Here is a 25,686-nt window from a genome sequence, read left to right on the forward strand (position 1 = left end):
ATTATAGGCAATGGCTGAAAATCAATACTACGGCACTGGTCGCCGCAAAAGCTCCGCAGCTCGCGTGTTCATCAAACCGGGCAACGGCAAAATCGTTATCAACCAACGTTCTCTGGAACAGTACTTCGGTCGTGAAACTGCCCGCATGGTAGTTCGTCAGCCGCTGGAACTGGTCGACATGGTTGAGAAACTGGATCTGTACATCACCGTTAAAGGTGGTGGTATCTCTGGTCAGGCTGGTGCGATCCGTCACGGTATCACCCGCGCTCTGATGGAGTACGACGAGTCCCTGCGTGGCGAACTGCGTAAAGCAGGCTTCGTTACTCGTGATGCTCGTCAGGTTGAACGTAAGAAAGTCGGCCTGCGTAAAGCACGTCGTCGTCCTCAGTTCTCCAAACGTTAATGGGTTTCTGCTCAGGCAGACAACCATTGGCGAAAAAACCCGCTTCGGCGGGTTTTTTTATGGACTAAACGACGTTTATCCCCATTCATGACCGTGATCGGACCTCTTTTTCCACATTTCCAGAATCCCCTCACCACAAAGGCGTCAAAATCTGGTAAACTATCATCCAATTTTCTGCCCAAATACCGGGGATTGTTCATTTTTTGTTTACTAACTGAACAGGAATGTCGTTCAACGGAAATGAGGCGTAAACATCTGGTCAGTCACGTTGTGGCTGGCAGCAGTAAAAATTCTGAATATACCTGGAGGTTTTCATGGCTGTCGCTGCCAACAAACGTTCGGTAATGACGCTGTTTTCTGGTCCTACTGACATCTATAGCCATCAGGTCCGCATCGTGCTGGCTGAAAAAGGTGTTAGCTTCGAAATCGAGCACGTGGAGAAGGACAACCCGCCTCAGGATCTGATTGACCTCAACCCGAATCAGAGTGTTCCGACGCTGGTGGATCGTGAGCTGACCCTGTGGGAATCTCGTATCATCATGGAATATCTTGATGAGCGTTTTCCGCATCCGCCGCTGATGCCGGTTTATCCGGTCGCGCGTGGTGAAAGCCGTCTTTACATGCAACGTATTGAAAAGGACTGGTACACGTTGATGAACGTCATCGTTAACGGTTCTTCTTCCGAAGCGGATGCCGCGCGTAAACAATTGCGCGAAGAATTGCAGGCGATTGCGCCTGTATTTGGTCAGAAGCCTTATTTCCTGAGCGATGAGTTCAGCCTGGTGGATTGCTACCTGGCACCTCTGCTGTGGCGTCTGCCGCTGCTGGGGATTGAATTCAGCGGTGCGGGTGCGAAAGAGCTGAAAGGTTATATGACTCGCGTCTTCGAACGTGATTCTTTCCTCGCTTCTCTGACTGAAGCCGAGCGTGAAATACGCCTTGGCCGGGGCTAAACAGCATGGATTTGTCACAATTAACCCCACGCCGTCCTTATCTGCTGCGCGCATTCTATGAATGGCTGCTGGACAACCAGCTCACGCCGCACCTGGTAGTGGATGTGACGCTGCCCGGCGTGCATGTCCCAATGGAATATGCGCGCGACGGGCAAATTGTGTTAAATATCGCGCCGCGTGCGGTCGGTAATCTGGAGCTGGCGAACGACGAAGTGCGTTTCAACGCGCGCTTTGGCGGCGTGCCTCGTCAGGTCTCCGTGCCGCTGGCTGCGGTGCTGGCGGTCTATGCCCGTGAAAACGGCGCAGGCACGATGTTCGAGCCGGAAGCGGCCTATGATGAAGACATTGTCAGCCAGAACGATGATGGCGAGTCCGACGTTGAAAATGAAACGGTGATGTCCGTTATTGACGGCGACAAGCCCGACCATCAGGATGACAACGATCCCGATGACGATCCGCCGCCGCGCGGTGGCCGTCCGGCACTACGCGTCGTAAAGTAACACCGTTTTAAACCCTCTCTCCTGGCGGGGAGAGGGCTTTTCTCTGTCTCATTCAACTCAGGAACATTCGGGCTTCAGCGTTTCTGTTCCTTCAGCGCTATCTGCGATCGAATGAGTTCGTCTGCCAGTAATTTTTCATCGGGCAACTGCACTTCGTACTCGCTCGCCATATGATCGTTGTCAGGGGGCCTGAGGGGATTACACTTTCATAAAGTTCAACATCCCGTCCGCCGCCCGGCAAAACGTCGCATAAAATAGCATAACAGGTTTGTCATCAGCCCCTTGCGGGGCCGCGTTGCCCATGACGAAAAATCCTGTGTTATGATGAAGCATCTGATTGATACTCATGGTAACCCGGCGTTTATGAAGACATCAGGCGAAGAACAGACAACCCTCATCGGCCGTAGCTTTCGCCGCCCGCTGGCGCGCAAAAAACTCTCTGAGATGGTGGAAGAGGAGCTGGAGCAGATGATCCGCCGTCGCGAGTTTGGCGAAGGCGAGCAACTGCCTTCCGAGCGCGAGCTGATGGCTTTCTTTAACGTGGGCCGCCCCTCGGTGCGCGAAGCGCTGGCGGCGCTTAAACGCAAAGGGCTGGTGCAAATAAGCAACGGTGAACGCGCGCGTGTTTCCCGCCCTTCAGCGGACACCATCATTGGCGAGCTTTCCGGCATGGCGAAAGACTTTCTCTCGCATCCCGGCGGTATCGCCCACTTCGAACAGCTGCGCCTGTTCTTTGAATCGAGCCTGGTGCGCTACGCCGCCGAACACGCCACCGATGAACAAATCGCGCTGCTGAGTAAAGCGCTGGAGATCAACAGCCAGTCGCTGGACAACAACGTGCAGTTTATTCGCTCCGATGTCGACTTCCACCGTGTGCTGGCGGAGATCCCAGGAAATCCGATCTTTATGGCGATCCACGTCGCGCTGCTCGACTGGCTGATAGCGGCCCGTCCAAAAGTAGCGGATCAAGAGCTCCATGAGCACAACAGCGTTAGCTATCAACAGCATATCGCCATTGTCGATGCCATCCGCGCCCGCGATCCGGACGACGCGGATCGGGCGCTGCAAACTCACCTCAATAGCGTCTCTGCGACCTGGCACGCCTTCGGCAAGGCCAAAAAATCCCGTCAATGATCGGCTAATTGCGATCGATTTAGTGAAGTTGATCGCACAATAAGCTTTCGATATTACGCTGCCGCAAAAGTGATCTGGTATAACAGGTATAAAGGTATATAGTTAATCCAATAAAATATCACTACGAGGTATGTATGGCTAACCATTTACGGGGCGTGATGTCCGCCCTTCTCACCCCTTTCGACGCCCAGCAGCAGATAGATAAAGCCAGCCTGCGCCGCCTGGTACGGTTCAACATTGAGCAGGGCATTGACGGCCTTTACGTTGGCGGCTCTACTGGGGAAGCCTTTGTCCAGAGCCTGGCAGAGCGCGAAGAAGTGCTTGAAATCGTGGCGGAAGAGGGGAAAGGCGAAATCACCCTGATTGCCCACGTTGGCTGCGTCAGTACGGCGGAGAGCCAGCAGCTGGCGTCTGCCGCAAAACGCTATGGCTTTGATGCCGTCTCGGCGGTCACGCCGTTCTACTACCCGTTCAGCTTTGATGAGCACTGCGAACACTATCGTGCAATTATCGATTCCGCTGATGGATTACCGATGGTGGTCTACAACATTCCGGCGCTCAGTGGGGTAAAACTGACGCTGGATCAGATCAAAACGCTGGTCACCCTGCCGGGCGTCGGCGCGCTGAAGCAAACCTCGGGCGATCTTTTTCAGATGGAGCAGATCCGCCGCGCGCATCCGGATCTGGTGCTTTACAACGGTTACGACGAAATCTTCGCGTCTGGTCTGCTGGCCGGTGCAGACGGTGGGATCGGCAGCACCTATAACATTATGGGCTGGCGCTACCAGGGGATCGTGCAGGCGCTGGAAGAGGGCGATATTGCGAAGGCGCAGCAGTTACAGCGCGAGTGTAACAAAGTGATCGACCTGTTGATCAAAGTAGGCGTCTTCCGCGGGCTGAAAACGGTGCTGCATTACATGGATGTGGTCTCTGTCCCGCTGTGCCGCAAACCGTTCGCACCGGTAGAAGAGAAATATCTGCCGGAACTGAAAACGCTGGCGCAGCAGCTGATGCAGGAGCGCGGATAAGTATTGGCCGGACGGCGCTAACGTGTCGCTGGCCTGCATCCGTTAAGGCATCTCTATCATATTCATACCAAAGCGTGTGGGCACAGCCCACCGCGGGAGACTCACCATGAGTACTACAGCCCAGAATATCCCGTGGTATCGCCATCTTAACCGGGCGCAGTGGCGGGCATTTTCCGCCGCCTGGTTGGGGTATCTGCTTGATGGTTTTGATTTTGTCTTGATTGCCCTGGTGTTGACCGAAGTACAGGGTGAATTCGGTTTGACCACAGTTCAGGCGGCCAGCCTGATTTCCGCCGCCTTTATCTCTCGCTGGTTCGGCGGCCTGATGCTCGGCGCGCTGGGCGACCGCTATGGCCGTCGCCTGGCGATGGTCACCAGCATCATTCTTTTTTCCATGGGCACGCTCGCCTGCGGCTTTGCGCCGGGTTACACCTCGCTGTTTATCGCCCGCCTGGTGATCGGCATGGGGATGGCCGGGGAATACGGCTCCAGCGCCACCTATGTCATTGAAAGCTGGCCAAAACAGCTGCGCAATAAAGCCAGCGGCTTCCTGATTTCCGGCTTCTCCGTTGGCGCGGTGGTCGCCGCACAGGTCTATAGCCTGGTGGTGCCGGTCTGGGGCTGGCGCGCGCTCTTTTTCATCGGCATTGTCCCCATCGTCTTCGCGCTCTGGCTGCGTAAAAACATCCCGGAGGCCGAAGACTGGAAAGCGAAACACGAAGGTAAAGCGCCGGTACGCACGATGGTCGATATTCTCTACCGCGGCCAGCATCGGGTGATAAACATCCTCATGACCTGCGTTGCGGGCGCGTCGCTGTGGTACTGTTTCGCTGGCGAAGCGCGTATCGCCGGGCTGGTGGCACTGCTGGGCCTGGTGTGCGCCATCATCTTCATCAGCTTTATGGTGCAGAGCAGCGGCAAACGCTGGCCGACCGGCGTCATGCTGATGGTGGTGGTGCTGTTTGCCTTCCTCTACTCGTGGCCTATTCAGGCGCTGCTGCCGACTTATCTGAAAACCGAGCTGGCCTATAACCCGCATACGGTCGCCAACGTGCTGTTCTTCAGCGGCTTCGGCGCGGCGGTAGGCTGCTGCGTGGGTGGTTTTCTCGGCGACTGGCTGGGCACCCGCAAAGCCTATGTCTGTAGCCTGCTGGCCTCACAGCTGCTGATCATTCCGGTGTTCGCGATTGGCGGCACAAACGTCTGGGTGCTTGGCTTATTACTCTTCTTTCAGCAGATGCTGGGGCAGGGGATCTCGGGGATCTTACCGAAACTGATCGGCGGCTATTTCGAAACGGATCAACGCGCAGCAGGGCTGGGGTTTACCTACAACGTGGGGGCGCTGGGCGGCGCGCTGGCCCCGATCCTCGGGGCGCTGATCGCGCAACGACTGGATCTGGGCACCGCGCTCGGTTCGCTCTCCTTTGGCCTCACCTTCGTAGTGATCCTGCTGATCGGCCTCGACATGCCAACGCGCGTCCAGCGCTGGATCCGCCCGGAAGCGCTACGCACGCATGATGCGATCGACGGTAAGCCGTTTAGCGGCGCGGTACCGTTTGGCGGCAATAAAAACGGCTTAATGAAAAGTAAGAGCTAACCAGGAAGCCCGGCGCGTGCCGGGCATTTCGCCGGGGATGTCATGATGACTGTACTTGAAAAATTGAATAACAGAATGGCGGGATCTGACGGTTTGACTGCCTCCTGCCAGCCGATACTTAATAGGCCGATGAAGAAACCCGACATCGTTGCTCATATCTGCCCGTGTTACACACGGCGCTACAAAAGGCGGTGTTATGACCACGCTGGCGATTGATATTGGCGGCACGAAACTGGCCGCCGCGCTGTTGGCCCAGGAGGAAAAAATATGGTGACAGGCGATCTACGTTCGCTCTCATCCACGGGGTTGCATCCGCTACTGCTGAATGCGCTCACGCTGGCCATCGCCGCAAGGCCACAGGAGAAAGCGCCGGGGCGCTATGAGCTACAGGGCGAGAATATCTTTATGAATGTTATGCAGTTTGTCACGCAGTCTCCGGAGCAAAAGAAAGCGGAGCTGCATCAGCAGTACATTGATATTCAGCTACTGCTGGCGGGGGAAGAGCACATTCTCTTTGGCATGACCGATTCTGCCCGCGAGTGCGAAGAGATGGATGTTGCAGAGGATTATCAGCTTTGCAGCCAGATTGCCGATGAGCAGGCCATCACACTAAAGCCGGGAATGTTTGCGATTTTTATGCCGGGCGAGCCGCATAAACCGGGCTGCGTTGTGAACGCGTCGGCAGACATTAAGAAGGTGGTGATTAAGGTGCGCGCCAGCGTATTACAGGCCTGACAACGTAGCGAGATGGTGTCGGATAGCGCTTGAACGTCACGACTTCCGGCTGGGATGGTACCGTCTCGGTAATGTCCCGCCCGTGGCGAATCGAGTCGCAGGAACAATATCTGGCGGCCTCTGGGATCATGGCTGACGTGTCTCCAACAGATTTTGTGAGCGCACAAGTTCCTCAGCCAGTAATTTTTCATCAGGGAGCTGCACTTTGTATTCACTCGCCATGATGGTATTGGGCAACCCGTTCAGGGCATAGTGCGCTTCACCAGCGCCTTTTTCTGCACACAGAATCAATCCGACAGGTGGGTTCTCGCCCGGCATTGTCCAGTGTTCTTTGGCATAGTTCAGGTACATATTCATTTGCCCGGCATCGGCATAGCTAAATTTACCGACTTTCAGGTCAACAATCAGCAGACAGCGCAGGCGGCGATGGAAAAACAACAGATCTACGCGAAACCAGCTATCGTCTATGCGTAATCGGCGCTTGCGGCCCACAAAGGCAAAGTCGTCGCCCAGCTCCAGCATAAAGTCCATCAGGTGATTGAGCAGCGCTTCTTCAAGATCCGATTCAGAATAAGTATCTTTAAGATCGAGAAACTCAAGAATGAAGGGATCGCGTATTGCCTGTGCAGGTGTGACCTCAGCCACACCGGGCGCATCCTGCTCTAACATGGCTGATTTGTCATGGGATAGCAGCGTGCGTTCATAAAACTGAGAGGCAATTTGTCGGTCAAGCTGTCGCACCGACCAGCCGCTGCGCAACGTTTCTTTCTCGTAAAAGGCACGGGCATCGCTGTTTTTAACCGATAACAGGCGTACATAGGCAGACCAGGGAAGCGGGAAAATTTTGCCCAATTGTGGCAGGTTTGAAGATTCACCAGACACTGTCTGCTGAATTTCAATATGTTGAAAGCAAAGGTAAAATACCCGCATTTGGCGCAGGTTTCCTGTGGAAAATCCGCGTTTATAGCGCTGGCTTAAATCTACGGACAACCGTTCGATAAGCTGAGTACCGTAAGCCGCTCGCGCTTCGCCACCTTGTTCAAATTCCACAATTCGGCGGCCAATTTCCCAATAGGTTGCCGTCATGATTGCGTTAATGTTGCGGACAGTCTCTGTCCTGGCGTTGTCCAGTAGATGAATTATGCCGTCATGAATTTGCTGATAGTCATCAGTGGGTTGAGTTGATATGGGGGTCATGTTTTCCCTGACGTGATAGTAACGGAATGAAAATATATTGCTATCAATACGCCCGGAGTTTAATGCGGTCAATCCGTGCCAGGTGTATTACATTCATTTGCATCGATATTTGCGAGCAGCTTTCAGGAAATGGCACAGGTGCGCGGAAAAGAACTGGCCCCCCGTCTATCAACATGATTGTTGTCAGGGGGCCTGAGAGGTTTACACTTCCATAAAGTTTAAAATCCCGTCCGCCGCCTTGCGGCCTTCGGCGATCGCCGTCACCACCAGGTCCGATCCGCGCACGATGTCACCACCGGCGAAGATTTTCGGGTTGCTGGTCTGGAACGCGTTGTCGCTGCCTTCCGGCGCGATGATACGGCCCTGGGAATCCAGCTCGACGCTGTGTTTTGCCAGCCACTCCATGCTGTGCGGACGGAAACCAAACGCCATGACTACGGCATCCGCCGGGACAATGTGCTCGGAACCGGCGACAATTTCCGCACGACGGCGGCCTTTGGCATCCGGCTCGCCCATTTCAGTACGCACCATCTTCACGCCGCACACTTTACCGTTAGCGTTGACTTCCACGCCCAGCGGCTGCACGTTGAACTGGAACTCGACGCCTTCTTCACGCGCGTTTTTCACTTCGCGGCGGGAGCCCGGCATGTTCTCTTCATCACGACGATAGGCACAGGTGACGTGCGTCGCGCCCTGACGGACGGAGGTACGCACGCAGTCCATCGCGGTATCGCCACCGCCGAGTACCACCACGCGTTTGCCATCCATGCTGACATACGGCTCGTCGCTGGTCTCGCCGAAACCCATGATCTGCTTCGTGTTGGCGATCAGGAACGGCAGGGCGTCGAACACGCCGTCGGCGTCTTCATTTTCCAGCCCGCCGCGCATCGACTGATAGGTGCCGACGCCGAGGAATACCGCATCGTACTCCGCCAGCAGATCGTCAAGCTGGACGTCGCGGCCCACTTCGACATTAAGATTGAACTCAATACCCATGCCGGTGAAGATTTCACGGCGGCGGGTCATCACCTCTTTCTCCAGCTTGAAGGCCGGGATGCCGAAGGTGAGCAGGCCGCCGATTTCCGGATGGCGGTCAAAGACCACCGCCTTCACGCCGTTACGCGTCAGCACGTCGGCACAGGCCAGGCCCGCCGGACCCGCACCGATAATCGCGACTCGCTTACCGGTCTGCTTCACGCCGGTCAGATCCGGACGCCAGCCCATCTCGAACGCTTTATCGTTGATATAGCGTTCGATGTTGCCGATGGTGACTGCGCCGAACTCGTCGTTCAGCGTACAGGAGCCTTCGCACAGGCGGTCCTGCGGGCACACGCGACCGCACACTTCCGGCAGGGTATTGGTCTGGTGCGACAATTCTGCCGCTTCAAAAATACGCCCTTCGTTGGCCAGCTTCAGCCAGTTCGGGATGTAGTTATGTACCGGACACTTCCACTCACAGTAGGGGTTGCCGCAGGACAGGCAGCGATCTGCCTGCGCTTTGGCCTGGCCTTCTGAAAACGGCTCGTAAATTTCAACAAATTCAATTTTGCGGATCTTCAGCGCTTTCTTGGCCGGATCAACGCGCTGCAGGTCGATAAATTGATAGACATTTTGACTCATAATGACCCCTTACTGCGCCTGCACACGCAGCTCTGCTGCGCTACGACTACGGTGACCTAACAGTGCTTTAACATCGCTGGACTTCGGTTTAACCAGCGCGAATTTCGTCGAGAAGGCTGACCAGTGCGCCAGGATCTCTTCGCCGCGTGAAGAGCCGGTATGCTGCACATGCTCGGTGATCAAACCGCGCAGGTGCTCCTCGTGAATGGCGAGGTCATCGACGCTCAGCACTTCCACCAGTTCCGGGTTCACGCGCTTGCGGAATTCACCGTCTTCATCCAGCACGTAGGCGAAGCCGCCCGTCATGCCCGCGCCAAAGTTGACGCCCGTCTTGCCGAGAATACAGACGATGCCGCCGGTCATGTATTCACAGCCGTTGTCGCCAATACCTTCCACCACGGTGATCGCCCCGGAGTTACGCACCGCGAAACGCTCTCCCGCGCGGCCTGCTGCATACAGACGACCACCGGTCGCGCCGTACAGACAGGTGTTACCGATGATGCTGGCTTCATGGCTGCGGAAGGAAGAGCCGACCGGCGGACGCACCGCCAGCAGACCGCCCGCCATGCCTTTGCCCACGTAGTCGTTGGCATCGCCGGTCAGATACAGCTCCACGCCGCCTGCGTTCCACACGCCGAAGCTCTGGCCCGCGGTACCGCTGAAGTGCGCTTTGATCGGATCAGAAGCCAGTCCCTGATCGCCGTGCGTCTGCGCGATATAGCCGGAGAGCAGCGCGCCCACCGAACGGTCGGTGTTGCGAATATCAAACCAGAACGTTTTGCTCTGGCGCTCGTCGACAAACGGTTTAGCATTTGCCAGCAGCTGCGCGTTCAGCACGCCGTTATCGAACGGCGGGTTGTGCTCGGTGCAGTACAGCGCTTTGCCTGGATGCGGCTCAGCGGTCTCCAGCAGTGTGCTTAAGTCCAGTTTTTGCTGTTTGGCGGTAAATCCGTCCAGCTCTTTCAGCAGGTCGGTACGGCCAATCAGATCCACCAGACGCTTCACGCCGAGCTGCGCCATCAGCTCGCGGGTCTCGCGGGCGATGAACTCAAAGTAGTTGGTCACTTTGAACGGCAGACCGTGATAGTGGTTCTTACGCAGCTTCTCATCCTGGGTTGCCACGCCGGTCGCGCAGTTGTTCAGGTGGCAAATACGCAGGTATTTACAGCCCAGCGCTACCATCGGTCCGGTGCCGAAGCCGAAGCTTTCCGCGCCGAGGATCGCCGCTTTAATAATGTCCTGTCCGGTTTTCAGTCCGCCGTCCACCTGGAGACGAATTTTATGTCGCAAACCGTTGGCGACCAGTGCCTGTTGGGTTTCCACCAGGCCGAGTTCCCACGGACAGCCGGCGTATTTCACCGAGGAGAGCGGGCTGGCACCGGTACCGCCGTCATAGCCGGCGATGGTGATCAGATCCGCATAGGCTTTCGCCACGCCAGTGGCGATAGTCCCCACGCCCGGCTCGGAGACCAGCTTCACGGAGATCATCGCTTTCGGGTTGACCTGTTTCAGGTCGAAAATCAGCTGCGCCAGATCCTCGATAGAGTAAATATCATGGTGCGGCGGCGGGGAAATCAGCGTCACGCCCGGCACCGAGTAGCGCAGTTTGGCGATGTACGGGGTAACTTTATCGCCCGGTAACTGACCGCCTTCGCCCGGCTTCGCGCCCTGAGCGACTTTAATCTGAATAACGTCGGCGTTGACCAGATATGCCGGGGTGACGCCAAAGCGACCGGAGGCGACCTGCTTGATGCGCGACACTTTATTGGTGCCGTAGCGCGCCGGATCTTCGCCGCCTTCGCCGGAGTTGGAGTTACCGCCGAGACTGTTCATCGCTTCCGCCAGCGCTTCGTGCGCCTCCGGGCTGAGTGCACCGATAGACATCGCCGCGGTATCAAAGCGTTTAAACAGGTCCGTCGCCGGTTCAACGTCATCGAGGCTTACCGCCTCGCCATTCGGGTTAATCGCCAGCAGATCGCGCAGCGTGGCCGCCGGACGCTCGTTAACCAGCTTCGCGTACTGCTGATAATCGCTGTACTCGCCGCTTTGCACCGCCTGTTGCAGAGTACGCACCACGTCCGGGTTATAGGCGTGATATTCGCCGCCGTGGACATACTTCAGCAGCCCGCCCTGTTCCAGCGGCTTACGCGCCAGCCAGGCACGCTTCGACAGGTTCAGTAAATCCTGCTGGAAGTCGCTGAAACCTGCGCCGCCGATACGGCTGATTGCGCCCTGGAAGCACAGGCTGGAGACATCTTTATGCAAACCGACCGCTTCAAACAGCTTCGAGCAACGGTAGGAGGCAATCGTTGAGATGCCCATTTTGGACATGATCTTATACAGACCTTTATTGATGCCGTTACGGTAGTTCAGCATCACCGTGCGGTACGCTTTTTCAATCGCTTTGCTGTCAACCAGCTTCGCCAGCGTCTCGTAGGCAAGGTACGGGTAGATCGCCGTCGCGCCAAAGCCCAGCAGCACCGCAAAATGATGCGGATCGCGCGCGCTGGCAGTTTCAACAATAATGTTGGCGTCGCAGCGCAGGCTCTTCTCGACCAGACGGGTCTGGATCGCACCCACCGCCATCGGAGCCGGAACCGGCAGACGGTTTTTGGCAATGTTGCGGTCGGAGAGCACCAGCAGCACGGTGCCCTCGCGGACCATCTGCTCGGCCTTATCGCACAGCGCCTTCACCGTGGTTTCGAGGCAGGTTTCCGTCACATCGAAGGTGATATCCAGCACGTCCGCACGGTAGTGATGCTCGGTCATGGTGGTGAGCTGTTTGAAATCGGAGTACAGCAGGATCGGCGATTTAAAGCTCAGACGGTGCGCCTGGCCTTCCGCTTCGCAGAAGACGTTCATCTCGCGGCCAATACTGGTCGACAGTGACATGACGTGCGCTTCGCGCAGCGGATCGATCGGCGGGTTGGTCACCTGCGCGAACTGCTGGCGGAAGTAGTCGTAAATAATGCGCGGCTGGCTGGAGAGCACGGCGAACGGGGTATCGTCACCCATTGAGCCGACCGCTTCCTGACCGTTTTCACCCAGCACGCGAATCACTGAATCCAGCTCTTCGTTGCTGTAGTTAAACTGTTTTTGGTAGCTGGCAAGCAGATCGTCGTCCAGCTCGCGGCTGCCGACCTGATCGTCGGCCAGATCTTCAAACGGCACCAGACGGCGGACGTTTTTCTCCATCCACTCTTTATACGGATGACGGCTTTTCAGATCGTCATCGGTCTCCGCCGAGTGCAGAATGCGCCCGCCGCGAGTGTCGATCACCATCAGCTCGCCCGGACCAACGCGGCCTTTTTCGACCACTTCATCCGGCTGGTAGTCCCAGATACCCACTTCTGAGGCGCAGGTGATCAACTTATCTTTGGTGATCACATAGCGCGCCGGACGCAGACCGTTACGGTCGAGGTTACAGGCGGCGTAGCGACCGTCAGACATTACAATACCTGCCGGGCCATCCCACGGCTCCATATGCATGGAGTTAAAGTCGAAGAAGGCACGCAGCTCCGGGTCCATATCCGGGTTGTTCTGCCAGGCGGGTGGCACCAGCAGGCGCATGGCGCGCACGATGTCCATCCCGCCCGCCAGCAGCAGTTCAAGCATATTATCCATGGAGCTGGAGTCGGAGCCGGTCTCGTTGACGAACGGCGCAGCATCGTGCAGATCCGGGATCAGCGGCGTCTGGAACTTATAGGTACGGGCGCGCGCCCACTGGCGGTTACCGGTAATGGTGTTAATTTCACCGTTGTGCGCCAGATAGCGGAACGGCTGTGCCAGCGGCCAGCGCGGTACGGTATTGGTGGAGAAGCGCTGGTGGAACAGGCAAATGGCCGATTCCAGACGCAGGTCTGCGAGGTCCAGGTAAAAGCGCGGCAGATCTGCCGGCATACACAAACCTTTATAGATGTTGACCAGGTTAGACAGACTACAAACGTAGAAATCTTTATCTTCCTGAAGACGCTTTTCAATGCGGCGGCGCGCGATGAACAGGCGGCGTTCCATATCGCGTGGACGCCAGCCCGCAGGCGCGTTGACAAAAATCTGCTCAATACGCGGCAGAGAGGAGAGGGCGATTTCACCGAGGACGCCTTCATTGGTCGGTACTTCGCGCCAGCCAACGATCGACAGCGTTTCTCGCTGAAGTTCTTCTTCAACGATATTTCGCGCGGCTTTTGCCAGCTCGGGATCTTTATTCAGGAACAGCATCCCAACGGCGTAATTTTTGGCTAAGCGCCAGCCGCGTTCTTCGGCAACGATGCGGAAGAAACGATCGGGTTTTTGCAGCAGCAGGCCGCAACCGTCACCGGTTTTACCATCGGCGAGGATCGCGCCACGGTGCTGCATGCGGGCCAGCGCGTGTATGGCGGTACGCACTACCTTGTGGCTAGGTTCGCCTTCTATGTGGGCGATCAGGCCGAAACCACAGTTATCCTTCTCAAGGGATTTATCGTACAACATATCAGTGAACCTCCCCAGGCTCTACGGGAGACCCTCCTGACTGCGGCGCACGGGCACAGAAAGAGCATGGCGACGGGGCTGACCTGCCTCGCATTCGCCCTCTTTAAATATCCATTTCGCGTAGGTCACACAAGTGTTGAGGACTTGCTTAAGAGGGAATCTCAATTACTGCATAAATATGATAAGCCAGCGGCTCATCCAGAAAGCTTCCAGCGGATTTCCAAGTTATCGGGAATTGGTACACAGGTCAAATGACATTCTTATTTATGCAAAAATGTGCTAAACGCGTGCTAATCATTTGAAATTACTTAAAAATAAAGTTTATAAAACCGCATTAAGCGCTATATCAGAGGCTGAAAGAGTGTGATCTGTCTCACTATCAGAGAAGCACGCTGCAAATCTATTTTGCTTATTATTAGCGTGTGGTCAGCATTTTATGCTGCATAAATCGCAAGGTATTGCGTGATTGCACTGTTTTTAAATGCTGACGTAAGAAATGAAATATTTTTGTCGACTATAAGCAAAAGTCATTACCTGATACGTGCATGAAATAGCGGTAATTGTGACTGATTATTCAATAGATAAAAGCCGTCCCGGGCGATTGATCCAGGTCATCGCCGACAGCGGCTAAAAATGGCAGGCTTGGCCCTATTCATCAGGGCGGTCTATCAGATTATGCAGTTACAAAAATTAGTCAATATGTTTGGTGGGGATCTTGCGCGTCGCTATGGCGAAAAAGTTCATAAGCTGGCGCTGCACGGCGGTTTTAGCTGCCCGAACCGTGACGGTACCATCGGGCGCGGCGGCTGCACCTTCTGTAATGTCGCCTCGTTTGCCGACGAAGCGCAGCAGTATCGCTCTATTGCCGACCAGCTCGCCCATCAGGGCATGCTGGTCAACCGCGCTAAACGCTATCTGGCTTACTTTCAGGCCTATACCAGCACTTTTGCTGAAGTACAGGTGCTGCGGTCGATGTACCAGCAGGCGGTGAGCCAGGCCAGTATTGTCGGACTGTGCGTCGGCACGCGTCCGGACTGCGTGCCGGAGGCGGTGCTCGATCTGCTCAGCGACTATAAAGAGCAGGGCTATGAAATCTGGCTGGAGCTGGGGTTGCAGAGCGCGCAGGATAAAACCCTGCACCGTATTAACCGCGGCCATGATTTCGCCTGTTATCAACAAACCACCCGCCTGGCGCGCGAGCGCGGCCTGAACGTCTGTGCGCACCTGATTGTCGGCCTGCCGGGCGAAGGGCAGGGCGAATGCCTGCAAACGCTGGAACGCGTCGTTGAAACCGGCGTTGACGGCATCAAGCTTCACCCCCTGCATATCGTGAAAGGCAGCATCATGGCGAAAGCGTGGGAAGCGGGCCGACTGAACGGCATTGCACTGGAAGATTACACGGTGACGGCAGGCGAGATGATCCGCCACACGCCGCCCGAGGTGATTTTCCACCGTATCTCCGCCAGCGCCCGCCGCCCGACGCTGCTGGCCCCGCTGTGGTGCGAAAACCGCTGGACAGGGATGGTCGAGCTGGATAAGTACCTGAACGAATATGGCGTACAGGGCAGCGCGCTGGGACGGCCGTGGAGCGGGCAATAAAAAGCCCGGCGCTGTGGCCGGGCTGAATATTCGTAACAGAGATTACTTCTTCGCGCGCTCAAAAGAGGCCACGATTTCTGCTTTTGCCGCTTCAGCGTTGTCCCAGCCGTCGACTTTAACCCATTTGCCTTTTTCGAGATCTTTATAGTGCTCGAAGAAGTGGGTGATCTGCGCTTTCAGCAGTTCCGGCAGGTCGTTCACATCTTTAATGTGATCGTATTCTTTGCTCAGCTTGGTGTGCGGAACCGCAACCAGTTTGGCATCTTCGCCAGACTCGTCGGTCATTTTCAGCACGCCAACCGGACGGCAGCGGATCACAGAACCTGGCTCCAGCGGATACGGGGTCGGGACCAGAACGTCTACCGGGTCACCGTCCAGAGAAAGGGTGTGGTTGATGTAGCCGTAGTTGCACGGATAGAACATCGCGGTGGACATGAAACGGTCAACGAACAGCGCGCCGCTTTCTTTGTCGACTTCGTATTTGATCGGATCCGCGTTCGCCGGGATCTCAATAACAACGTAGATATCTTCCGGCAGATCTTTACCGGCCGGGACGTTGAGTAAGCTCATGTCTGTTTCCTTTAAAATGTATGGCAAACAAGTGCCCGGTATTATAGCCAACTGGCACGGAATGTCTTGACCTCTTTTTCTCGCCCCTCTTTTTTCAGAACATGCTTTGACGTCCTTTTCATGACAGGAAAATCCATAAAGTCAGCCACTTACTGAATAAGTTTGTGTAACCGGTTACAAAAGAGCGCGCTGTAAGTAATAACTGGCTGAAATTTATTCAAATTTATGTGCGGCGCTGCAGCTTGCCATGCCCCGCGTTCCCGGCCCTTACGCCAAAGGCCGTTGTTAATGAAGTGTTCTTTTTTCTGAAGTGTGATGTAACTCATTTTGTTACATCCCGGTTTGTCTATAGTTCAAGCGCAGGTGACTTTTTACTAACAATAACCCTACGAGGACGCTCTTATGTGGAAGCGCTTACTTTTAGTCACAGCAGTTTCGGCAGCCATGTCGTCTATGGCGATGGCCGCCCCACTTACCGTCGGTTTTTCTCAGGTCGGATCTGAATCTGGCTGGCGCGCGGCGGAAACCAGCGTCGCGAAAAGCGAAGCGGAAAAACGCGGCATCACCCTGAAGATTGCTGATGGTCAGCAAAAGCAGGAAAACCAAATCAAAGCAGTCCGTTCTTTCATCGCTCAGGGCGTTGACGCGATCTTTATCGCGCCGGTCGTTGCTACGGGCTGGGAGCCGGTGCTGAAAGAAGCGAAAGACGCAGAGATCCCGGTGATCCTGCTCGACCGTTCTATTGATGTAAAAGATAAATCACTCTACATGACCACCGTGACTGCCGACAACGTACTGGAAGGCCGTCTGATCGGCGACTGGCTGGTGAAAACCGTGGCGGGCAAGCCGTGTAATGTGGTCGAACTGCAAGGCACGGTCGGGGCCAGCGTGGCTATCGACCGTAAGAAAGGGTTCGCGGAAGCTATCTCTAAAGCATCGAATATTAAAATCATCCGCTCTCAGTCCGGCGACTTTACCCGCAGTAAAGGCAAAGAAGTCATGGAGAGCTTTATCAAAGCGGAAAACAACGGCAAAAACATCTGCATGGTTTACGCCCATAACGACGATATGGCCATCGGTGCTATTCAGGCCATTAAAGAAGCGGGTCTGAAGCCGGGCAAAGATATTCTCACCGGCTCAATCGACGGCGTACCGGATATTTATAAAGCCATGATCGACGGCGAAGCCAACGCCAGCGTGGAACTGACGCCAAATATGGCGGGTCCGGCGTTTGACGCGCTGGAGAAATTCAAAAAAGACGGCACCCAGCCTGAGAAGTTGACCATCACCAAATCAACGCTTTACCTGCCGGACACGGCGAAAGAAGAGTTAGAGAAGAAGAAAAACATGGGTTACTAAATGACGCTCTCCCCGGCCCTCTCCCTGAGGGAGAGGGAGGGAACCCTGTCACACCGAGCGCCGTCCCGTCCCCTTCCCACAGGAGAGGGGACGGGTGAGGGGTAGAGGAGACATTATGCACACAGACCAGGAAATCCTGCGCACCGAGGGACTGAGTAAATTCTTCCCCGGCGTTAAAGCGCTGGACAACGTTGACTTCAGCCTGCGTCGCGGTGAAATCATGGCGCTGCTCGGCGAAAATGGTGCCGGGAAGTCGACGCTGATAAAAGCGCTGACCGGCGTGTATCATGCCGATCGCGGCACCATCTGGCTGGATGGCGCAACAATTTCCCCGAAAAATACCGCCCATGCGCAACAGCTCGGCATTGGCACCGTCTATCAGGAAGTTAACCTGCTGCCCAATATGTCGGTGGCGGATAACTTATTTATTGGCCGTGAACCCAGGCGTTTTGGCTTTCTGCGCCGTAAAGAGATGGAGCGTCGGGCAACGGCACTGATGGAGTCTTACGGTTTTTCGCTCGACGTGCGCGAGCCGCTCAACCGTTTTTCGGTCGCAATGCAGCAGATCGTGGCGATCTGCCGCGCTATCGATCTTTCGGCAAAAGTGCTGATCCTCGACGAACCAACCGCCAGTCTTGATACCCAGGAAGTCGAGATGCTTTTCACCCTGATGCGCCAGCTTCGCGATCGCGGCGTCAGCCTGGTGTTTGTCACCCACTTTCTCGATCAGGTGTATGAGGTCAGCGATCGGATCACCGTTCTGCGCAACGGCGGCTTTGTCGGCTGTCGTGAGACGCGCGAGCTGCCGCAGATTGAGCTGGTAAAAATGATGCTGGGACGCGAACTGGATAACAACGCCCTCCAGCGTGCCGGGCGCACATTGTTGAGCGAAAAACCGGTTGCCGCGTTTAAAGATTTTGGCAAAAAAGGGGTCATTAATCCGTTCGATCTGGAGGTCAGGCCGGGAGAGATCGTGGGTCTCGCCGGGCTGCTGGGATCGGGGCGCACCGAAACGGCGGAAGTTATTTTTGGCATCAAGCCTGCCGACAGCGGCAGCGCGATGATTAAAGGCAAGCCGCAAACCCTGCGTTCGCCGCATCAGGCCTCCTGTCTGGGGATTGGCTTCTGTCCGGAAGACCGGAAAACCGACGGCATAATTGCCGCCGCCTCGGTGCGGGAAAATATCATCCTCGCACTACAGGCCCAGCGCGGCTGGCTGCGGCCGATTCCGCGTCGTGAGCAAAATGAAATTGCCGAACGCTTTATCCGTCAATTGGGCATCCGTACGCCCGGCGCTGAGCAGCCGATTGAGTTTCTCTCCGGCGGTAATCAGCAAAAAGTGTTGCTGTCGCGCTGGCTGCTGACCCGCCCGCAGTTCCTGATCCTTGACGAACCGACGCGCGGCATCGACGTCGGCGCGCACGCCGAAATTATTCGCCTGATCGAAACGCTGTGCGCCGACGGGCTGGCGCTGCTGGTCATCTCCTCTGAACTGGAAGAGTTAGTGGGCTATGCCGACCGGGTGATTATCATGCGCGATCGCAAACAGGTGGCGGAGATCCCGCTGGATCAGCTTTCCGTTCCGGCGATTATGAATGCCATTGCGGCATAAGGAGAACCCCGTGATGTCCCGATCCCTTCCGCAAACGACGCCACCGAAGCGGCGCTTTTCCTGGCCGGTGGGTATGCCGCAGATCGTTGCGCTGCTGCTGGTGCTGGTGGTCGACAGTCTGGTGGCCCCGCACTTTTTCCAGATAGTCCTACAGGACGGCCGGCTGTTCGGCAGCCCGATAGATATTCTTAACCGCGCCGCGCCGGTAGCACTGCTGGCGATTGGCATGACGCTGGTGATTGCCACCGGCGGCATTGACCTCTCCGTTGGTGCGGTGATGGCGATTGCCGGGGCCACGGCGGCCTCGATGACCGTGGCCGGGCATTCACTGCCGATGGTCATTCTGGCCTCGCTGGGCGCGGGCGTACTGGCCGGGCTGTGGAACGGCATTCTGGTGGCAATCCTCAAGATCCAGCCCTTTGTGGCCACCCTTATTCTGATGGTGGCCGGACGCGGGGTGGCGCAGCTGATTACCTCCGGGCAGATTGTTACCTTCAACTCGCCGCACCTGGCATGGATCGGCAGCGGCTCGCTATTTTTCTTTCCGACGCCGGTGATGATTGCTCTGGCCGCACTGCTGGTGTTCTGGCTCTTTACCCGTAAAACGGCGCTCGGCATGTTTATCGAAGCGGTGGGGATCAACATTCGCGCGGCAAAAAATGCCGGGGTAAATACCCGCCTCGTAGTGATGCTGGCTTATGTACTAAGCGGCCTCTGCGCGGCGATTGCCGGGATCATCGTGGCGGCAGATATTCGCGGTGCCGATGCTAACAACGCCGGGCTGTGGCTGGAACTGGACGCTATCCTGGCGGTGGTGATCGGCGGCGGTTCGCTGATGGGCGGGCGTTTTAACCTGTTTTTGTCAGTGGTCGGCGCGCTGATTATTCAGGGGATGAACACCGGGATCCTGCTCTCCGGTTTTCCGCCGGAGCTTAATCAGGTGGTCAAAGCGGTGGTGGTCATGTGCGTGTTGATTGTCCAGTCGCCACGCTTTATCAGTTTGTTAAAAAGGAGAGGTGGTCATGATAAAACGTAACCTGCCGCTGATGATCACGCTCGGCGTCTTTATCCTGGGGTATCTCTATTGCCTGACTCAGTTCCCCGGCTTCGCCTCTACGCGCGTGATCTGCAACATTCTGACCGATAACGCCTTCCTGGGGATCATCGCGGTCGGCATGACCTTTGTGATCCTCTCCGGCGGTATCGATCTCTCCGTTGGCTCGGTGATCGCCTTTACCGGCGTGTTTCTGGCGAAGGCGATTGGTTTCTGGGGATTATCACCGCTGGTGGCGTTTCCGCTGGTGCTGGCAATGGGCTGCGCGTTCGGCGCATTTATGGGGCTATTGATCGACGCGCTGAAAATTCCGGCATTTATTATCACCCTCGCCGGGATGTTCTTCCTGCGCGGCGTGAGCTATCTGGTTTCGGAAGAGTCAATTCCGATTAACCACCCGATCTACGATACGCTCTCCGGCCTCGCCTGGAAAATTCCCGGCGGCGGGCGATTGAGCGCGATGGGCCTGCTAATGCTTGGTGTCGTCATCATCGGCATTTTCCTTGCCCGGCGCACGCGTTTCGGCAATGAGGTTTATGCCATCGGTGGCAACGCCACCTCCGCTAACCTGATGGGGATTTCCACCCGCAGTACCACGATTCGCATCTATATGCTCTCGACCGGGCTGGCAACGCTTGCCGGAATTGTCTTCTCCATCTATACCCAGGCAGGCTATGCACTGGCGGGCGTCGGCGTGGAGCTGGACGCTATCGCCTCGGTGGTGATTGGCGGGACGCTGCTGAGCGGCGGCGTGGGGACGGTGCTGGGAACGCTATTTGGCGTGGCGATCCAGGGGTTGATTCAGACCTATATAAACTTCGACGGCACCCTAAGTAGCTGGTGGACTAAAATTGCTATCGGCATTTTGCTGTTTATTTTTATCGCCCTGCAGCGCGGCCTGACGGTGCTGTGGGAAAACCGGCAAAGCTCGCCGGTAACGCGCGTTAGCGTAACATCAACAAATCAGTAACATATTGATTTGACGAATTATCTAAATATTTTCCGGTTACTGCCGATATCCCCAGTGGATAGATGCATTCCTCCTCTGTAACCGGAAAATAACTATGTTAAGAACACTCTCTCTTCGAACAGGTTTACTGGTTTTACTGGCGACGCTGGCGCTGTTGATCGTACTGACTGGCGGCACGGCGATCTACCTTCTGGCACATTACACCGCAGGCTGGGGCGCGGCGACGTTGACAGGGCTGGCGACACTGGTTTCGCTGGGGCTGGTTGTCCTGCTGTGGCTGGGTCTGCAAATGCTGTTACTGCGTCCTTTAACCGGGGCGATTCATGCGCTGGAGCAGGTTACCACCGGCGATTTAACCCACGTTATCAGCACGGCGAGCAGCGGCGAGTTTACGCGTCTGACGCAGGCGATTGAAACGCTGCGCCTTGCCCTGACCGAGTCTGTGATCCGCGTGCGCGATGCGGGCGCACATATTGGTTCCGGCAGCCGTGAGCTGACCGCCGGGCATTCGGATCTGGCGCAGCGCACCGAATCTACCGCCACCTCGCTCGAGCAAACGGCTGCCAGTATGGAAGAACTCACAGCCACGGTGAAACAGAATGCCGCCAACGCCGAGCAGGCGCACCAGCTGGCGAAATCGGTCTCTGACACCGCCGATCGCGGCAGTGAAATGGTCTGCTACGTCATCGAAAAAATGGGCGATATTTCCGGCAGCGCCAACCGTATTGCCGACATCCTCAGCGTAATTGATGGCATCGCTTTTCAGACCAATATTCTGGCGCTGAACGCCTCGGTTGAAGCGGCGCGCGCAGGCGAGCAGGGGCGCGGTTTCGCCGTGGTCGCTGGCGAAGTGCGTAATCTGGCCAGCCGTAGCGCTGACGCGGCGAAAGAGATCCGCCAGCTGATTAGCGACTCGCAAACCCATGCTGGCGAAGGCAGCAGTCTTGCGATGCAGGCGGGCGAGACGATGGACGAAATCGCCACCGAAGTACTGCGGATGACCAAACTGATGCGCGAGATCGCCAGTGCGTCGCAGGAGCAAAGCCGGGGCATTGAGCAGGTGAATATCGCGGTAAATCAGATGGATGAGACCGCACAGCAGAATGCCGCGCTGGTTCAGCAGTCTTCCGCCGCAACCCGCTCGCTGGAGGAGCAGTCATACGAAGTGATGAACGCCGTCGCCTCGTTCAGATTGCAGACGGCGGGGTAGTCAGGCTCGCCTGTTCACGGACAATCCCCTCTCCCTGCGGGAGAGGGGGAGGGGCTGGTGCTACGCGTCCGGGAACTCGCGCATAAAGCGCTCGACATCTTCCACCATATGCCCGGTACCGACGAAGAACGGACGGCGCTGGTGCAGGGTTTCCGGCATGATATCCAGAATTCGCTCTTTACCGTCGCTGGCCTGGCCGCCCGCCTGCTCGGCCAGGAACGCCATTGGATTGCATTCATACAGCAAACGCAGTTTCCCTTCCGGATGGCTGGCGGTGCTTGGATAGAGGTAGATCCCGCCTTTCAGCAGATTGCGGTGGAAATCGGCAACCAGCGAGCCAATATAGCGTGAGGTATAAGGACGCTGCGTCAGCTTGTCCTCTTCCTGGCAGAACTTCAGGTATTTCTTCACGCCAGCCGGGAATTTAATGTAGTTCCCTTCGTTGATGGAGTAAGTATTGCCCTTCTCAGGGAAGCGCATACGCTCCTGGCTAAGGCAAAACACGCCCAGTGACGGATCGTAGGTGAACGCATGTACGCCGCAGCCGGTGGTATAAACCAGCATCGTGGACGAACCGTAAACCACATAGCCCGCCGCAACCTGTTGATTGCCCGGTTGCAGGAAATCTTCTTCCGTCACCGGCGTGCCGACAGGCGTGACGCGACGGTAAATAGAGAAGATCGTGCCGACAGAAACGTTAACATCAATGTTAGAAGAGCCATCCAGCGGATCCATCAGCACCACGTATTTCGCGTGCTCGCAGCCTTCGAAAACAACAATTTCGTCTTCTTCTTCTGAGGCAATACCGGCCACGATATCGCGGGCGCGCAGGGCGGCCTTCAGTTTTTCATTAGCGAACAGGTCAAGTTTTTGCTGAACCTCGCCCTGAATATTTTCAGCACCGCTGGCACCGAGGATATCGACCAGGCCCGCTTTGTTGATGTCGCGGTGGATGATCTTAGCGCCCAGCTTTATTGCCGATAACAACGCCGTGAGCTCACCGGTAGCATGTGAAAACTCATGCTGCTTTTCGACAATAAATTCACCTAACGTTTTCATAACACTTTCCCTGCATTGTATGTGGAGTAATGTTGTTGCAACAATCTTAACAAAGTTTCAAAAGAACGCGCACAGGTGAATCGCGCCAGCCAGACAAGGAAAATCCTGAAATGCAGTTCCGTGCCGCCAAACATATGGGTAAAATGCAGGAATTGAAAAAAAGGAACTGACGAATGCGCATTCATATTTTAGGAATTTGTGGCACGTTTATGGGCGGGCTGGCGATGCTGGCACGTTCTCTCGGCCACGAAGTAACGGGTTCGGATGCCAATGTGTACCCGCCAATGAGTACCCTTCTCGAAAAGCAGGGCATCACGCTGATTCAGGGTTATGAGGTCGATCAGCTCGATCCGCAGCCGGATTTAGTGATCATTGGTAATGCCATGACGCGCGGTAATCCCTGCGTGGAAGCGGTACTGGAGAAAAACATTCCGTTTATGTCCGGTCCTCAGTGGCTGCATGATTTTGTCCTGCGCGACCGCTGGGTGATTGCTATCGCTGGCACCCACGGAAAAACCACCACCGCAGGCATGGCGACCTGGATCCTCGAGGCGTGTGGCTATCAGCCGGGCTTTGTCATCGGCGGCGTGCCGGGCAACTTTGAGGTCTCCGCGCGTCTCGGCGACAGCCCGTTCTTTGTCATTGAAGCGGACGAATACGACTGCGCCTTCTTCGACAAGCGATCCAAGTTCGTGCATTACTGCCCGCGCACGCTGGTCCTCAATAACCTGGAGTTCGATCACGCGGACATTTTCGACGATCTGAAAGCGATCCAGAAACAGTTCCATCACCTGGTTCGCATCGTACCAGGGCAGGGCAAAATTATCCTGCCGGAGAACGACATTAACCTGAAACAGGTGATGGCGATGGGCTGCTGGAGCGAGCAGGAGCTGGTTGGCGAGCAGGGCCACTGGCAGGCGAAAAAGCTGACTACCGATGCTTCGCACTGGGAGGTGTGGCTCGACGGTGAGAAAGCCGGTGAAGTGAAATGGACCCTGGTCGGCGAGCATAATATGTATAACGGCTTGATGGCGATTGCCGCCGCGCGTCACGTTGGCGTTGCGCCTGCGGATGCCGCCAGTGCGCTCGGTACGTTTATTAACGCCCGCCGCCGTCTCGAACTGCGCGGCGAAGCCAATGGCGTGACGGTGTATGATGACTTTGCTCATCACCCGACCGCGATCCTCGCCACGCTTGCCGCGCTGCGCGGGAAAGTGGGCGGCACCGCGCGCATTCTGGCCGTACTGGAGCCGCGTTCTAACACCATGAAGATGGGCATCTGCAAAGACGACCTTGCCCCGTCGCTGGGACGTGCGGATGAAGTTTTCCTGCTCCAGCCGCAGCATATTCCATGGCAGGTCGCTGAAGTGGCTGACGCCTGCGTTCAGCCTGCGCACTGGCATGCGGATGTCGATACGCTGGCGGACATGGTGGTGAAGACCGCGCAGCCGGGCGATCATATTCTGGTGATGAGTAACGGCGGTTTTGGCGGTATTCATCAAAAGCTGCTGGACCGTCTGGCGAAAAAAGCGGAAGCCGCGCAATATTAATGGATATTTAATATTGTTCTGTAAAGGGCCTGCTCAGACAGGCCCTTTTTAATGCGTGTTTACAAGCACAACCCGGTTATCTATTATGCCCTTCAGATAATTAATATTATAACGGGAACGCTCATCATGACGGTATCGCCAGAAATTGCCACGCCGGTTGAGAAAAACGTAAAAATGGTTAGCGTCGCGCTGGGCGTGAGTATCTCATCACTGGTACTCTTTGCGCTTATGGTTGTGTTTGCCGTCTTTACAGATTACAGCGATGACTGGATACCGGTTTTCGATCTGGCAATAATGATAATATGGTGCATTGTCTTTCTGTTAATAACGGTCAGCCTTCCTATGAGCATCGCTGGCATGATCGCCTCAACGCGGCGGCTAAAAGCCTTTTTGGCCTTCTTTATTTCGGGCATTACGCTGACATTATTAGCAGGAAGCATTTTTCTGGCAGATTCAATGTAGGGAGCGCATGCGCTCCCTTTACACATTAATACTGGCGTGACGGGATTTTCTCAAGCTCTGCTGAACTCTTACGCGTCATCCCCTGGAAGGGGTTCCAGCTATCGACGCCTTTAATAGTATGCAGATAATACGCGCTATTCACCGACATGGCGCAGAACGCGGCATAGGCCAGGTTAACGCCTCTGACGATGCCTTCCAGATTCAGATCGCCCGCCACTTCAATAACCCCCAACAGCAGGTTAATAACGGCAATACCAACAAATAACGTCAGGCCTTTTTTCCATAATCCAAGAATGCAGAAGTAGATAAAGCCAAAGAAGAAAGCGTAAAAGTTATACATGTAACGTGGGCGCTGCAAAAATTTTAATTTCTTAATCGCATCACGGTAACCAGGGGATCCCGGCAAGCCATTACGCTCAAAGAAGTCAAAGCGATCTTTCCACTTATCGCTATACGTTTTTTGTGTCATGTGTTGTTCCTTTCCCCAGAGAATACCAGATGTGCTGGTTGCCCGAGCAAGGATAGACTATTCAAATTAACAGGTCAGCTACTGCCCCCTAAATCAGGTGGGGGAAAACAGAGAATATTTGACATTATTTATCAG

At 55.8% G+C, this 25,686-nt stretch carries 21 protein-coding genes; 15 read left to right on the plus strand and 6 right to left on the minus strand.

Annotation, left to right across the window (positions count from 1 at the left end):
• Positions 1-10 precede the first annotated feature (10 nt).
• The 7 genes from rpsI to nanQ all read left to right on the plus strand — a co-directional run bounded on the left by rpsI (position 11) and on the right by nanQ (position 6,350).
• On the plus strand, positions 11-403 hold the full coding sequence (gene rpsI, locus P0H77_RS02865) for a 30S ribosomal protein S9 (RefSeq protein WP_000829815.1): 393 nt from the start codon (positions 11-13) through the stop codon (positions 401-403).
• A gap of 314 nt (positions 404-717) precedes the next feature.
• Positions 718-1,356: a stringent starvation protein SspA gene (gene sspA, locus P0H77_RS02870; protein WP_176920407.1), complete on the plus strand. Its 639-nt coding sequence runs from the start codon at positions 718-720 to the stop codon at positions 1,354-1,356.
• A gap of 5 nt (positions 1,357-1,361) precedes the next feature.
• Positions 1,362-1,856 (plus strand): ClpXP protease specificity-enhancing factor, encoded by a 495-nt coding sequence (sspB, locus tag P0H77_RS02875; protein ID WP_103675634.1) that lies wholly within the window; start codon positions 1,362-1,364, stop codon positions 1,854-1,856.
• Positions 1,857-2,219: 363 nt separating this feature from the next.
• Positions 2,220-2,990: a transcriptional regulator NanR gene (gene nanR / locus P0H77_RS02880; RefSeq protein WP_276165032.1), complete on the plus strand. Its 771-nt coding sequence runs from the start codon at positions 2,220-2,222 to the stop codon at positions 2,988-2,990.
• Between the two features lie 134 nt (positions 2,991-3,124).
• On the plus strand, positions 3,125-4,018 hold the full coding sequence (nanA, locus tag P0H77_RS02885; RefSeq protein ID WP_276163497.1) for an N-acetylneuraminate lyase: 894 nt from the start codon (positions 3,125-3,127) through the stop codon (positions 4,016-4,018).
• A gap of 106 nt (positions 4,019-4,124) precedes the next feature.
• Positions 4,125-5,615, plus strand: a complete 1,491-nt coding sequence (locus P0H77_RS02890; protein ID WP_276163498.1) for an MFS transporter — start codon at positions 4,125-4,127, stop codon at positions 5,613-5,615.
• A 267-nt stretch (positions 5,616-5,882) separates the two neighbouring features.
• The gene (nanQ, locus tag P0H77_RS02895; protein WP_276163499.1) at positions 5,883-6,350 is read left to right on the plus strand and encodes an N-acetylneuraminate anomerase; all 468 of its coding nucleotides are present in this window, start codon (positions 5,883-5,885) and stop codon (positions 6,348-6,350) included.
• A 126-nt stretch (positions 6,351-6,476) separates the two neighbouring features.
• On the opposite strand, the gene P0H77_RS02900 is transcribed toward nanQ, so the two are convergent.
• From P0H77_RS02900 to gltB, 3 genes are all read right to left on the minus strand, one after another.
• Positions 6,477-7,547 carry a PDDEXK nuclease domain-containing protein gene (locus P0H77_RS02900; RefSeq protein ID WP_276165033.1) on the minus strand — a complete coding sequence of 357 codons (1,071 nt, stop codon included), beginning with the start codon at positions 7,545-7,547 and terminating at the stop codon, positions 6,477-6,479.
• Positions 7,548-7,748: 201 nt separating this feature from the next.
• On the minus strand, positions 7,749-9,167 hold the full coding sequence (gene gltD, locus P0H77_RS02905) for a glutamate synthase subunit GltD (RefSeq protein ID WP_276163500.1): 1,419 nt from the start codon (positions 9,165-9,167) through the stop codon (positions 7,749-7,751).
• 9 nt (positions 9,168-9,176) lie between these two features.
• Positions 9,177-13,637: a glutamate synthase large subunit gene (gene gltB, locus P0H77_RS02910; protein WP_276163501.1), complete on the minus strand. Its 4,461-nt coding sequence runs from the start codon at positions 13,635-13,637 to the stop codon at positions 9,177-9,179.
• Between the two features lie 675 nt (positions 13,638-14,312).
• Here gltB and P0H77_RS02915 point away from each other — a divergent pair.
• Positions 14,313-15,236 carry a TIGR01212 family radical SAM protein gene (locus P0H77_RS02915; RefSeq protein WP_276163502.1) on the plus strand — a complete coding sequence of 308 codons (924 nt, stop codon included), beginning with the start codon at positions 14,313-14,315 and terminating at the stop codon, positions 15,234-15,236.
• A 42-nt stretch (positions 15,237-15,278) separates the two neighbouring features.
• Here the strand turns inward: P0H77_RS02915 and ppa are convergent, their stop codons facing one another.
• On the minus strand, positions 15,279-15,806 hold the full coding sequence (ppa, locus tag P0H77_RS02920) for an inorganic diphosphatase (protein WP_103675641.1): 528 nt from the start codon (positions 15,804-15,806) through the stop codon (positions 15,279-15,281).
• 402 nt (positions 15,807-16,208) lie between these two features.
• Here ppa and ytfQ point away from each other — a divergent pair, with 402 nt between their 5' ends.
• The 5 genes from ytfQ to P0H77_RS02945 all read left to right on the plus strand — a co-directional run bounded on the left by ytfQ (position 16,209) and on the right by P0H77_RS02945 (position 22,011).
• Positions 16,209-17,165, plus strand: a complete 957-nt coding sequence (gene ytfQ / locus P0H77_RS02925; RefSeq protein WP_276163503.1) for a galactofuranose ABC transporter substrate-binding protein YtfQ — start codon at positions 16,209-16,211, stop codon at positions 17,163-17,165.
• 115 nt (positions 17,166-17,280) lie between these two features.
• Complete coding sequence (ytfR, locus tag P0H77_RS02930) at positions 17,281-18,777, plus strand: galactofuranose ABC transporter, ATP-binding protein YtfR (RefSeq protein WP_276163504.1); 1,497 nt, start codon at positions 17,281-17,283, stop codon at positions 18,775-18,777.
• Between the two features lie 10 nt (positions 18,778-18,787).
• Positions 18,788-19,813, plus strand: coding sequence for a galactofuranose ABC transporter, ATP-binding protein YtfT (gene ytfT / locus P0H77_RS02935; RefSeq protein ID WP_276163505.1), 1,026 nt, complete (start codon positions 18,788-18,790; stop codon positions 19,811-19,813).
• Positions 19,800-20,801, plus strand: coding sequence for a galactofuranose ABC transporter, permease protein YjfF (gene yjfF / locus P0H77_RS02940; protein WP_276163506.1), 1,002 nt, complete (start codon positions 19,800-19,802; stop codon positions 20,799-20,801). The genes ytfT and yjfF overlap by 14 nt, the downstream gene beginning before the upstream one ends.
• A gap of 94 nt (positions 20,802-20,895) precedes the next feature.
• Complete coding sequence (locus tag P0H77_RS02945; protein ID WP_276163507.1) at positions 20,896-22,011, plus strand: methyl-accepting chemotaxis protein; 1,116 nt, start codon at positions 20,896-20,898, stop codon at positions 22,009-22,011.
• 60 nt (positions 22,012-22,071) lie between these two features.
• Here P0H77_RS02945 and fbp read toward each other — a convergent pair whose 3' ends face one another.
• Positions 22,072-23,070 (minus strand): class 1 fructose-bisphosphatase, encoded by a 999-nt coding sequence (gene fbp / locus P0H77_RS02950; RefSeq protein WP_276163508.1) that lies wholly within the window; start codon positions 23,068-23,070, stop codon positions 22,072-22,074.
• A gap of 173 nt (positions 23,071-23,243) precedes the next feature.
• Here fbp and mpl point away from each other — a divergent pair, with 173 nt between their 5' ends.
• Together mpl and P0H77_RS02960 are read left to right on the plus strand one after the other, a co-directional pair.
• Positions 23,244-24,620: a UDP-N-acetylmuramate:L-alanyl-gamma-D-glutamyl-meso-diaminopimelate ligase gene (mpl, locus tag P0H77_RS02955; RefSeq protein ID WP_276163509.1), complete on the plus strand. Its 1,377-nt coding sequence runs from the start codon at positions 23,244-23,246 to the stop codon at positions 24,618-24,620.
• 126 nt (positions 24,621-24,746) lie between these two features.
• Entirely contained in the window at positions 24,747-25,082 is a 336-nt protein-coding gene (locus tag P0H77_RS02960; RefSeq protein ID WP_276163510.1) for a hypothetical protein, read from the plus strand.
• Positions 25,083-25,107: 25 nt separating this feature from the next.
• Here the strand turns inward: P0H77_RS02960 and P0H77_RS02965 are convergent, their stop codons facing one another.
• A complete protein-coding gene (locus P0H77_RS02965) occupies positions 25,108-25,551 on the minus strand; it encodes a DUF2628 domain-containing protein (RefSeq protein ID WP_276163511.1) in 444 nt (147 codons plus the stop codon).
• Positions 25,552-25,686: the final 135 nt, after the last annotated feature.

Source organism: Superficieibacter sp. HKU1 (genome assembly GCF_029319185.1).
Taxonomy (GTDB): Bacteria; Pseudomonadota; Gammaproteobacteria; order Enterobacterales; family Enterobacteriaceae; genus Superficieibacter.